The 12,481-nt window shown below is 38.3% G+C and carries 10 protein-coding genes; 9 read left to right on the forward strand and 1 reads right to left on the reverse strand.

All coding sequences use genetic code 11. The features are described 5' to 3' along the window. Position 1: 1 nt before the first annotated feature. From HMPREF2758_RS01400 to thrS, 8 genes are all read left to right on the forward strand, one after another. The gene (locus HMPREF2758_RS01400) at positions 2 to 2,674 is read left to right on the forward strand and encodes a YfhO family protein (RefSeq protein WP_070608691.1); all 2,673 of its coding nucleotides are present in this window, start codon (positions 2 to 4) and stop codon (positions 2,672 to 2,674) included. Next, positions 2,667 to 3,518 (forward strand): DNA-formamidopyrimidine glycosylase, encoded by an 852-nt coding sequence (mutM, locus tag HMPREF2758_RS01405; protein WP_070608692.1) that lies wholly within the window; start codon positions 2,667 to 2,669, stop codon positions 3,516 to 3,518. Before HMPREF2758_RS01400 ends, mutM begins: the two co-directional genes overlap by 8 nt. Next, positions 3,518 to 4,108 carry a dephospho-CoA kinase gene (gene coaE, locus HMPREF2758_RS01410; RefSeq protein WP_231285834.1) on the forward strand — a complete coding sequence of 197 codons (591 nt, stop codon included), beginning with the start codon at positions 3,518 to 3,520 and terminating at the stop codon, positions 4,106 to 4,108. The genes mutM and coaE overlap by 1 nt, the downstream gene beginning before the upstream one ends. A 37-nt stretch (positions 4,109 to 4,145) precedes the next feature. Then, entirely contained in the window at positions 4,146 to 4,649 is a 504-nt protein-coding gene (nrdR, locus tag HMPREF2758_RS01415) for a transcriptional regulator NrdR (protein WP_070608694.1), read from the forward strand. Next, complete coding sequence (locus tag HMPREF2758_RS01420; RefSeq protein WP_070608696.1) at positions 4,646 to 6,085, forward strand: DnaD domain protein; 1,440 nt, start codon at positions 4,646 to 4,648, stop codon at positions 6,083 to 6,085. The genes nrdR and HMPREF2758_RS01420 overlap by 4 nt, the downstream gene beginning before the upstream one ends. Then, positions 6,086 to 7,018 (forward strand): primosomal protein DnaI, encoded by a 933-nt coding sequence (dnaI, locus tag HMPREF2758_RS01425; protein WP_070608698.1) that lies wholly within the window; start codon positions 6,086 to 6,088, stop codon positions 7,016 to 7,018. 9 nt (positions 7,019 to 7,027) lie between these two features. Beyond that, positions 7,028 to 7,237: a hypothetical protein gene (locus HMPREF2758_RS01430; protein ID WP_070608700.1), complete on the forward strand. Its 210-nt coding sequence runs from the start codon at positions 7,028 to 7,030 to the stop codon at positions 7,235 to 7,237. 386 nt (positions 7,238 to 7,623) lie between these two features. Then, entirely contained in the window at positions 7,624 to 9,570 is a 1,947-nt protein-coding gene (gene thrS / locus HMPREF2758_RS01435; RefSeq protein WP_070608702.1) for a threonine--tRNA ligase, read from the forward strand. 260 nt (positions 9,571 to 9,830) lie between these two features. Here thrS and HMPREF2758_RS01440 read toward each other — a convergent pair whose 3' ends face one another. Next, positions 9,831 to 11,078, reverse strand: a complete 1,248-nt coding sequence (locus tag HMPREF2758_RS01440; RefSeq protein WP_070608704.1) for a D-alanyl-D-alanine carboxypeptidase family protein — start codon at positions 11,076 to 11,078, stop codon at positions 9,831 to 9,833. A gap of 165 nt (positions 11,079 to 11,243) precedes the next feature. On the opposite strand from HMPREF2758_RS01440, the gene HMPREF2758_RS01445 reads away from it, so the two are divergent. Continuing rightward, positions 11,244 to 12,428 (forward strand): O-antigen ligase family protein, encoded by a 1,185-nt coding sequence (locus tag HMPREF2758_RS01445; RefSeq protein ID WP_246823139.1) that lies wholly within the window; start codon positions 11,244 to 11,246, stop codon positions 12,426 to 12,428. Positions 12,429 to 12,481: the final 53 nt, after the last annotated feature.

The raw sequence follows: 12,481 nt of genomic DNA on the forward strand, positions 1-12,481 counted from the left end.
CATGAAAAAAAAGATTTCAATTTATATGAGTACTTTTCTTGTGACTCTGGCTGTGATGATGTTGGCTTGGTATTTTAATGGGTTCTACCCTTTTGGCGTCAAGTCTTTTTTAGCGATTGACTTTAATCAGCAATTTATTGATCTGTATATTTTGCTTAGACGTGTTATCCATACGGGAGATTGGGGAACCTTATTTTATTCTTTTACTAAGTCTCTAGGAGGAAATATGGTAGGGACTTGGGCCTATTATTTATTAAGTCCTTTTAATCTATTTTACGTACTATTTCCAATTGAACGAATGATTGATGCGGTCTTCTTTTCCGTGTGGTTGCGCTATGGAGCGATGGCTCTATCGATGACTTATTATTTAATGAAACGGCATCAGGGAGTGACAAAACCCTTTTTAACGATAGCGATTGCTACAGCCTATGCTTTAAATGGTTTTGCCGTTTCTTATCAGATGACCCCTATTTTTATGGATGCTTTATGGCTTCTGCCATTAGTGATGGTTGGTTTAGAACGTTTTTTAGATGGGGAAAATCCCAAACAATATATCATTTTATTGGCGCTAACTTTTTTGATCCAATACTATATGGCTTATATGATTAGCATTTTTATCGCGATCTATACTTTTTATTACTTATGGGTTAATCATGTCCAAAAACCTCAAATTAATTTTTATCGGGAATCTTTGATCAAAATTCTTCAATTAGCAGCTTTTTCTTTATTAGCTATTGGACTTACAGGATTCATTCTTATTCCTAATATCTATAACTTAGTTTTTTCTAAAGGAGCACTTTCCTCTTCAATGGTTTTTGATTGGCATTTTCAGATTAATCCTTTAGATATTTTAGCCAAATACATGATAGGGGCTTTTGACAATGATTCTTGGTCAGCGGGTCCTAACCTACCTAATCTATATATGGGATCCTTAGGATTAATAGGTGTGTTTTGTTATTTTACACAAAAAGAAAGATCATGGAAGCAAAAAGCAGGCTCAGCAATCGTTCTGTTAATCTTTTTCTTATCAATTTGTCATGAGTGGACCAGTAAAATATGGCACATGGGTCAAAACCCTGCGGGCTTCTTTTATCGTTTCTCTTGGATCCTTATATTCTATCTCCTGATTCTAGCTTTTCAAGGACTAAAACGGAGTCGTGTTAAGGATTGGCAAGTGATGACGGGGCTAGGAGCTTGGTTTATGGTGATGGTTATTGTCATGGCCGGTGATTATTCATTCTTATCGCCGATCCAGATTCAACTGTCTGCTTTGATTGCTGGAATTATGATGGTCGGTCTTTATTACTTTTCAAATGAGTTTTTAAAATGGGGACTAGTTCTTATATTGACTTTTTCAGAGTTAGGGGCTAACGCCTATTTTTCACAGGAAGATATTAATCATAATAATGCCTACAAGTTCCAAAATGCTTTGGCCACAATTGGCCAGGCAGTCGACCAAGTCCGTCCAGATCAACATGATTTTTATCGGATTAGCAAGACTTTTTATCGGTCTAAGAATGATCCTATGACCTTTAATTATCCAGGCTTAACTAACTTTTCATCATCTCTAGAGGGGGCGACTCGCGATCTGTTTGAACGTTTAGGAAATTCAGGTGTCGATGCCGCAATCTATTACTATGGTACGCCTTTAACGGATGCTTTGCTTTCCGTAAAGTATTTGATTCAAAATGAGCCTTTTTATTCGGATGATCAGGCGATCATTGACCAAACATACGTTTTTCCGACTGATGTAACTCGCTTTGATTTAGTCAGTCAAGATCATGAAATTGGGAAAACGGATCGCTTTACCCTTTATCAAGTGCCGGATAGTTTACCCATTGCTTATGGGGTAAACGAAGCAACGGTTCGTCTAAATTTATTAGATAATCAGCCGATTATGAATCAAAACCTGATTGCTCAAACGATGACTCAAAGTGTTGATCCTTTCTTTGAAGAAGTGCCGGTTGATTGGCAAACGCAGGACGTTAATTTTGGAACGACAGCTGAAGGTCATCAAATCTATACTCGTAAAGAAGGAAGTGAAACCGGTGAAATCAGCCTTCATTTCACTCCTGAAACAGATGATCCTTATTTTATTAAGATACCGCGAAGTTTATCGACCTATCTTAATGAGGTGACTCTTAGCTTGAATGATCAATCCTTTGCTTATCGTTCAAAATTTACCAACGATCAAGTTTTCAATGTGGCCTCAGGGGCAAAAGGGGTTGAACAATCTTTTAAAATTACTTTAAAAGCAGACCGCCAATTTGATCTAACTCAATTGAAACTATATCGTATGGATGCTAAACGAGTTAAGGATTTGATTCAATCCCATCAAGCTGAGGGACTAGAGGTGAGCGAATGGGGTTCTAATTATGTCACAGGTCAAGTCCATATTGATCACTCCGATTATTTATTAACATCGATTCCTTATGATGAGGGATGGCGAGTTAAGCTAGATGGGCAAAGCGTTCAACCTATTAAAGCGTGGGATGCCTTATTGGCTTTCCCAATCAATCGGGGTAATCACCAAGTAGAATTAACTTTTATTCCAAAGGGCCTTATCCTTGGGGTGGGTATTTCAATAATTTCAGTTATTACATTAATTATTTGTTCAATTTATCGCGAAAAGATTAGACCACGTCAGATTAAAAAGGAGGAAGACCATGCCTGAATTACCCGAAGTTGAAGCTGTTAGGCAAGGGTTAGATCGTTTAGTGACGGGTCGAACGATTGAACAAATTCAAGTATTATGGCCACGAATTGTTGATGCGAGAACGCCAGAGGAAGTCTCTGGGTTTGAAGCTAGTCTTGCAGGCTCAACAATTCAAAAAGTGTCTCGCCGTGGCAAGTACTTACTCTTTTATTTGGACGATGGTATTTTGGTGTCTCATCTAAGAATGGAAGGAAAATTCCATTTTTTTCCGCAAGCCAACTCGGCTGATTTGCCTGCTCATGTTCATCTTAAATGTTATTTTACCGATCAATCATTGTTGGTTTATCAAGATGTCCGTAAATTTGGACGTTTTGAACGACTTGAATTGGGTCAAGAGGCCGAATTTTTTGCGAATAAAAAGTTAGGGCCAGAGCCCACGGCGGATTGCTTTTTATTGCCGGATTTTACAGAATCTTTAGCTAAGTCACAGCAAATGATTAAGCCGGCTTTACTGAGTCAGCGTCTGGTGGCTGGCTTAGGGAACATCTATGTTGATGAATGTCTATATCAAGCTGGAATTCATCCGGCAAGGCGAGCAAAAGATTTAAGAAACAATCAAATAATACAGTTGCATCAAGCGATTATTGAGACGATTCAGTCTGCAGTAAAAGCTGGTGGATCCTCAGTTCGAAGTTATCGAAATGCCTTAGGCGAGGCTGGACATTATCAGGATCAGTTGAAGGTTTACCAGCGACAAGGACAAGCTTGCCTTCGTTGTGGACATGAGATTCAGAAAATAAAGTTAGCTCAGAGAGGAACTCATTTTTGTCCGCATTGTCAAAGATTGGGGGAAGTAAATTAATGCCCTACGTTATTGGAATAACAGGTGGAATCGCATCAGGAAAATCCACAGTAGCGGCCTACCTTAGACAACTTGGCTATCACGTTATTGATAGCGATCAGGTTGCGCATGACTTGATGAATCAAGCTCCTTTATTAGAGACCTTAAGTCATACTTTTGGTGATAGAATTGTGGACGATCGTGGTCAACTTGACCGGAGGCAATTAGCCTCAATCGTATTTAGTGATCCTAACTCCTTGGAAACTTTGAACCAATTAACGCACCCGCATATTTTTGAACGACTGCAAGCAATGTTGGCAGAAGTTCAAGCAGAGTTGTGTTTTTTGGAAGTCCCTTTGTTGTACGAATCCGGACGATTAGAATTATATGATGAAGTGTGGTTAGTTTGGTTGGATGAAGCGAGTCAATTAGAACGATTGATGAAGAGAAATGGCTATTCCTATCAGGAGGCCAAAAGTCGAATCGATAGTCAATGGCCCTTAGAAAAAAAGCGCCAGTTAGCTGACCGAGTTATTAATAATCAAAATGGCTATTTAGAAATGAAAAATCAAGTCAATCAAGCCTTACAAGGGCTTATAAATAAGTTATAATAGATTCTATAAGGGTTAGTAGAGAGGGGGGGCTTTGATGGAATGCCCAAAATGTCATCAATCGCAGCTGAAAGTGATTGATTCAAGACCAGATGACTCCGCGAATGCTATTCGTCGCCGTCGTGAATGTTTAGCTTGTGGCTATCGTTTTAATACCTATGAACGTATTGAACGACGACCAATATTAGTGATTAAACGTGATGGGATGCGCGAGGAATTTAATCGCGATAAATTATTAAGAGGGATCGTTCGGTCGGCCGAAAAACGACCAATTACGGGTCAACAGATGGAAGACTTAGTAAATCAAGTTGAGACACAAATTATTGAACAGAATCAATCAGAAATTGAAAGTAAGCAAATCGGTGAATATGTGATGCCTTTATTGTTAGAGTTAGATGAAGTGGCCTATATTCGATTTGCTTCTGTCTATCGTAAGTTTCAATCGAAGGAGATGTTCATTAAGGAACTCGAAGCCTTAGATACTAAAAAGACGGAGAGCCCGACAACGCCTGTAGAACTTGTGAAGGATGAAGATGAATGATTAATCCATATCAAGCTTATCGGGTAAAGACTCAAAATCAGTTAGGGCCAAGCCAATTGCAAGTGTTAACACAGCTATATCAACCTTTTATGGGAGGACTAGCTTTGAGTCTGTATTTGACCTTAGCGAATCAACCCTTAGAGGCGCTTAATTGGTCGACGCGTCAATTGCATGCAGTGTTAATCAGTCAAATGAATGTGGGGATTAAGGATTTCAATCAAGCACGAGTAAACCTTGAAGGAGCAGGCTTGCTAGAGACATATCGAGATCAATCTTCTCATTCGAACCATGATCGGCAAACCATTATTTATGAATTGAAATGGCCTTTGTCTTCTGAACGTTTTTTTAAGGATCCTCAACTTTCTCTGGCTTTGTTTAACCAGATTGGGGATCAGGCTTACTTCAATCTGATCAAACAGTGGATTAATCAAAGTGATTTAGAAGACAGTTGGCGTCCCATGACCCTTGATTTTTCCTCGGTTTATCACGTGGGGAATCAAAGTAATCGGTTAGGAGAGATACAAGAAGCTGTTCAAGGCTTAGATTTTAAAGATCGATCAGGTTTGCAGATAGATCCTTTGAGTTTACAAGATCTATCCTTTAACTTTGATTTGTATTTACAGATTTTGTCTACCAAGTCGATGAACATGGATCATTTAACTCAGGCTGTTTTATTACAAATAGCTAGTTTGAGTCAGTTCTATCAACTAGATGAAGCAGCGATGGCTCAGGTAACTTATTTAGCTCAAAATCCTATTTCAGGACATATTAACTTGGTGGATTTAAAAACATATGCACAAAAGCAGGTTTTCTTTAAGCAAGAGCGGAAAAAACCAGAATTGACTATTCAAGATCAACCTTTGGTTATTGATCCCCAGCTAAAAACGAATTATCCTCATTTCTCAGATAAAGAATTGGAGATCGTTACTCTTTGTCAAAGTTTAAGTCCAAAAGAATTTTTACAAAGGGTAAAAGTAGCAGCAGGAGGCTTTGCGACGTCTTCTGAATATCATTTTGTTAAAGAATTGCAAAAAAATTCTTCGCTGTCTAATGGCGTGATTAATATGTTGATTTATTATCTGATTGCATTAGAGAAAAAGGCAACCTTTGAGAAGGGGTGGTCTGATCGCATCGCTAATGAATGGCAACAAGCTGGTCTTAAGGATCCTGCCCAGACTTTAGATTACTTGCATAAAGCGCAGGAAAAGAAGAAAGACCAAGCAAAAAATGACTTTAGAACTGCTAAATTTAATAAGTACTCAAGGCGGTCTAAGCGTCAGGAAAAACTCCCTTCATGGTTAGCTACATCAGATCCTAACAAGCATGGAAGTGAAGAGTCACCATCGACCGATAAGCAAACGAATTCGGGGGTTGAACTATCAGAAGATGAGATTCGGCAGCGCCTACAGGCGATTTTAAAAAAGGAGGGGAGATAGATGCAAAATATTGGACAGGTAATGGATCAGGTGTTGAAGCGTTTGCCTCAAGCTGGATCGAGTCAAGCGATTTTTCAATCTTTGCTTTCTTTTGAACCCATTCAACGGTTTTTGAATGAACACCCAGAAGAGATAACAACTCAAATGATTGTTAATAGTTTGTCGAAATTAAATGAATATAAGTTAGAATGTGAGGCACTTGCTGCAGGAAAGCCGGGTCAAAACCCTGGGTTTCAGCCTAAATTATTTTTGAACGCAGGGTATATTGATATTACTTATGAGCCGACACGGGCCTATCAAGAACGGCAAAGCCAGCTCTACAAAAAATCCTTGATTGATAATCGAATGATGTCACGCGATGTGCAGGAGGCGTCACTTGATAAATATGATATAAATAATCCACAAAGACGACTAGTTTTAGAAGCGGTGACTGATTTTTTGGGTCAAGTACAGGACGATATGCATTTAGCTAGGGGGATGTATTTAACGGGTCCTTTTGGTGTGGGAAAGACCTATTTATTAGGAGCCTTAGCCAATGCATTGGTCTATTTAAATATTGACGTAACAATGGTGCACTATCCAACTTTGACCAATGAAATGAAGGCTTTAATTAAGTCGAATAACGGTGTATATAATGAACTTAAGAAGCTGCAAAGGGTATCGGTGCTTATTTTAGATGATGTGGGTGCAGAATCAAATTCTGCTTGGCTAAGGGATGATATTTTATCCGTCATTCTAGAGTCTCGGATGAAGGAATCTTTACCGACTTTCTTCACGTCAAACTTTTCAATGAATGAAATGGAACAACATTTGGCTTCTACTCGAGAGGCTGATGAACCGGTTAAGGCGAAGCGATTAATGCAACGAGTGCGGTATTTAGCAAAAGAATTTTACCTTGATGGAGAAAATCGACGCTTACAGGGTCGCGATTAGGAGGAGCTTATGAATAATCGACACAAAATTGACGAAGAAAAAATACTGATAGACAGAAGGTATATTACAACTTTGTTAGTCATTGCTTTATTCATTCAAATCGTTATTTTAGCTTTGTATTATTTCAAAGAAAAACAAGTGGCTTTAGCTTTTCCGATGGTGTTGGGAATTTTTGTTAATTTTGTCGCATGTGTGAAGACTAGCCAGTTGGGCAAATAATGGATTGTCTATAAATCGTTATTAGTGGTTTGTCAAAGTTAAGGATTTTTTTTGCGGATGAATAAGGAAAATTAAATTAATCCTTGCAATCTCGACTTAATCGTGCTTTAATGAAGCTAGAAGTCATTTGACTCTATGAAAAGCCAAAATGAGGTCTCTCTCAATTTTAGAAAGCGACTGGTTGATGAAAAGTCCCATTGATAGATCTTATTACCTCTTTTCATTTTTTTCGACTGAAAATTAGATAGGTAAGTCGAGACGGTAGAGCCGTTAAACTCTTTTGAGATTACCAATTTGGTAATGAAATTGGGTGGAACCACGTAATTAGACGTCCCATTGGTTATATAGTAACCAATGGGTTTTTTTATGATAGAGGAGGAAAAAATATGTCACTTATTAAGATTACTTTACCGGATGGCTCGGTTAGGGAATATGAATCCGGTGTTACCCCGGATTTAATCGCAGAGTCCATTTCTAAGTCCTTAGCTAAAGCTACCTTGGCTGCTAAACTGAATGGTCAAATTATTGATCACAATCATCCAATTGTAGAGGACGGACAGGTGGAGCTTTTAACTGATAAAAGTCAGGAAGCCCTCGCAGTGTTAAGACATTCAGCGGCACATTTGATGGCGCAAGCTTTGACGCGTTTATATCCTGGTATTCATTTTGGGGTAGGTCCTGCCATTGAAAATGGCTTTTACTATGATACGGATAAAGAAATTCCGTTAACTGATGAGGATCTGCCAAAAATTGAAGCAGAGATGAAGAAGATTGTGGCAGAAAATTACCCAATCGAAGGCAGAGAAGTGAGTCGTGAAGAAGCCTTAGAAATTTTCCAAAACGATCCCTACAAATTAGAATTAATCCATGATTTACCAGAAGACGAAGTGATTACAGTATATTCACAAGGAGAATTTACGGATCTTTGTCGAGGGGGTCATGTTCCTTCAACGGGTAAGATTAAAGTCTTTAAGCTTTTGTCCTTAGCGGGGGCCTATTGGCGTGGAAATTCTGATAATAAGATGATGCAACGGGTTTATGGAACAGCTTTCTTTAAGCAAGCAGATCTAGATGCTTTCTTAAAACAACGGGAAGAAGCGAAGGAAAGAGATCACCGTAAACTGGGTAAAGAATTGGGGCTTTTTATGCTGAGTCAAGAAGCAGGCTCAGGCCTGCCATTCTGGCTTCCTAAAGGAGCAACCATTCGTCGAGTGGTTGAACGTTATATTCAAGATAAGGAAATTGAACTAGGTTATCAGCATGTTTATACCCCAGTAATGGCTAAAGTGGACTTGTATAAGACATCCGGTCACTGGGACCATTATCAAGAGGACATGTTCCCACCTATGGACATGGGAGATGGGGAAATGCTTGTTTTAAGGCCTATGAACTGTCCGCATCATATGTTGATTTATAAAGATGATATTCATTCATACCGTGAATTACCAATTCGTATTGCAGAGCTTGGTATGATGCATCGTTATGAAAAATCAGGTGCTTTATCAGGCCTTCAACGAGTTCGTGAAATGACACTCAATGATTCTCATATTTTTGTACGACCTGATCAGATTAAAGAAGAATTCACACGGGTCTTAAATTTAATTCAAGAAGTTTATCGTGATTTTGGGATTACCGATTATCGTTATCGTTTATCTTACCGTGATCCTAAGGATACAAAGAAATACTTTGATGATGATGAGATGTGGGAAAAAGCTCAAGCGATGTTAAAAGAAGCGATGGATGAGTTGGGATTAGAGTATTTTGAAGCGGAGGGAGAAGCAGCATTCTACGGACCTAAGTTAGACGTTCAGTTTAAGACAGCTATGGGACTTGAAGAAACAATGTCTACTGTTCAATTGGACTTCTTATTACCGGAGCGATTTGATTTAACCTATGTCGGTGAAGATGGACAAAATACCCATCGTCCTGTGGTTATTCATCGTGGAGTGGTATCGACAATGGAGCGTTTTGTTGCCTATCTGATTGAGGAATATAAAGGAGCCTTCCCAACTTGGTTAGCACCTGAGCAAGTGGTATTAATTCCAGTGAATCTCGAAGCGCATGGAGATCATGTTGAGGCGATGTATCACCAATTACAAGCACAAGGTATTCGGGTTGAAATGGATCTTCGCAATGAAAAATTGGGTTACAAGATTCGCCAAGCTCAAACTCAAAAGGTACCTTATCAATTAGTAATTGGAGATAAGGAAGTAGAATCTGGTAAGGTGAATGTTCGCCGATATGGACATGAAGAGACACAGGCAATGTCTTTAGAAAGCTTTATTGAGCATATTAAAGCTGATATTGCCAATAAGAGTCGTATTAAAGAATAAATATATCAAAAGCGAGAAACGGGCTAGCCCATTTCTCGCTTTTTGTAATATGCTTTTTGAACGATCTTTCTTAATATACGTTAAAATATATTAAAATATTTTTATATCCCTTACTTGTTTAGTTGACTGCTTATTAATTTGTCAACCGTCTAATAACTTAAGATTATTTCTAGTATGTTCACTTATATTTCTCATCAATTGCATGATAATTATAAGTCTTGTTAAATTGTAGAGTTCAATTTGATTGAGGAGCTCCCGATTTAGAAGGGAAATATCTTTTTAAAGAAATTGGTGATGGCATTGTCGCGATGATTTGTATAATTATTCGTCGATTTTTCTTTATTGGCTTTGTTTGGATTAGCTTGGTCTAGTGAGCCTTGGATCGATGCTTCGAGTGCTTCCTGTTCAGCAAGACTTAGATGTTTATTGGAAGGCAGCTGATCGTTTTTATAAAGATCTGGGTATTGGGCTAAAGCATCTAATAGAGTATAGATCTCTTGGTAAGGGCTAGAAAAGCTACCATCTTCGCGCATCATATTGCCCATAGAGACTGCAATTATTTTTCGACCATTTTCTTGCCCAGTAGCTACAAAGTTCAAGCCGGCAGCATCGGTTGATCCAGATTTAAGACCTGTGATACCTTCGCGTCCATATTCTTGACCAGGTAATAGTTTGTTGGTCGTGTAGAATATCTGTTCGTAATCCGTCCCCTCTTTGAAAACATATTGTTGCTTTTGAGAAATCTCTAATATCTCAGGGAATTCTTCCACAGTATATTGAGCCATGAGGGCAACATCTTGGGCAGACATGACATTTTCATTGGTTTTATCGGAACCGGGTAGTCGCCAAGACTCAGGGACTAGACTATTGGGAAGACCAGATACTGTATAGAAGGCAAAGTCGCGCATTCCCCATTCTTTAAGCTGATCAATAATGGCTTGGGTACCCTCTTGCTCGGAACCGTAAATATGCCACATTAAGACTGAGGTTGCATCGTTTCCTGACTTCATAATGACACCATGGAGTAGGTCTTTAACAGAATAAGAAACACCACCAACAAGCCCTGTACTTGATAATTCAGGATCATCAGATAGGACAGAAGTAATCTCTTCAGGGGCTTGAATTTCCTCATCCATATTCAAGCGACCTTCTTTGATTGCCTTGAAGACTAAATACGTAGAAATAACTTTTGACATGGAAGCAATAGGATAGGGGATATTGCCTTCTTTTTGAGCAAGAATATGATGGGTCTCCTCATCAATGACAGCATAAGAACGAGCCTCAAGTTCTTGATCAAATTTTTCTAATAAATCATTGGGGTAACTGTCTGGCATGACTATTGGATCAATGTTTTGAAATTGTTCTTTAGACCAGGAAAAATGAGGGGTTTTACTCAATTGGTTAACTTGAGCATTAATCTGGTTAGGAAGTGTAATTAGTGAACCAGCTAGACAGCAGAGGCTGAGATGGATGACTAATTTTCGGGTAAGTTTAGGAAGTTTAAGCATAGGTTTCCTCCTTGTATAATAAAGTCAATCGTGATCATTATACCTCAACTAAGTTCGATAGCCAATAAAAGTCATAGACTCTTTGAAAATTACTAGTAATTAAGAGGGCTTTGAGGTAAGATTTTACTAATATGAACGTGGAATGTTCTATGCTGAGATGAGGGAGTGATTTTTTTGCTTAAATCTTTATTTTCGAACGTATCCAGTCTATCTAACGATGAAAAGGTATTTTTATTAACTTCCTTTGCAATTCTTTTGCCTTATTATATTTGTGGGCCAGTGATAGTTATCGCGACGATTTATTTAACGATTCGTCACTGGAAAGATCTTATATCAGAGATTAGTCAGTTGCGTTATTTGCTGATATTTGTGATTTATGCGATTGCGGTGGCTTTGTATTATCGGAATTATCTAGGAATACTACTTCCTCTTGCCTTTGGTATATTTGGTCTCTTCTTTTTGATTTATAAACAGCTAGTCACAGCTCGACTTTATCGATGGAATTTAAAGATATTTACTTGGGGTTCGATTTTATTAGCATTTTATGCTTTTGGTCATTATGTAAACCAAGTATTAAGAGCAGGCTATGATTTGATGTATATTTTTAAATATCAAAATTTGCAGACGCGGGCCCAAGCCACGGTCTTCAATCCTAATTATTACGGTTTGCTGATTGCGATGGTCTTGGTGATGGCAATTTACCTAATTTTTAAATCGCGAAAACCTTATGAACGAATCTTGTCTTATATTGCCATCTTTATGAATTTAATAGCACTTATTCTAACGGGATCGCGTTGGTCGATTCCAACGGCCTTTTTAGGTGTTGTGATGATGGTTTTGGCTTTAAAACCAAAATTAGCATGGGCCTTAGCAGTAGCATCAGTTGGTTTACTTGTGGGGCTTGTTTTGAAGCCTAGTCTTTTGCCACGATTTACTAATTTGGCTTATGGTTTTGCGGATCGATATGGAATTTGGTTAGCAGGTTGGAAGTTGTTTGAAACCAGTCCTTTAATTGGTCGTGGGTCCATGACTTTTGTTAAGTTTTACTATTTGGTATCTGACCAAGCTAAAATGCATGCTCATCAAATTCTTGTTGATAGTTTAGCTAACTATGGTATTTTTGGAATGATGTTGCTTATTCTTTTTTTAAGTCCATTCTTTCGTTGGCTAGTTTTTCAACTAAAGGAATGGAGATTGACTCCGGAGCTTGGTTTAATAATTAGCTTGATAGGAGTGTGCCTATTTCATGGACTAATGGACGTTTCAATTATCTGGGTGCAAATGGGTTATATGCTTTTATGTTCAGTGGTTGTTTCTGATGAAACTTTGAGAGAAATTCAAACAAGTTAAGTTGAAAAGAACTCGCTAGCTATTGAATAGCTAACGAGTTCTTTTAGTGACTT

Source organism: Facklamia sp. HMSC062C11 (genome assembly GCF_001810675.1).
GTDB lineage: Bacteria > Bacillota > Bacilli > Lactobacillales > Aerococcaceae > Facklamia > Facklamia hominis.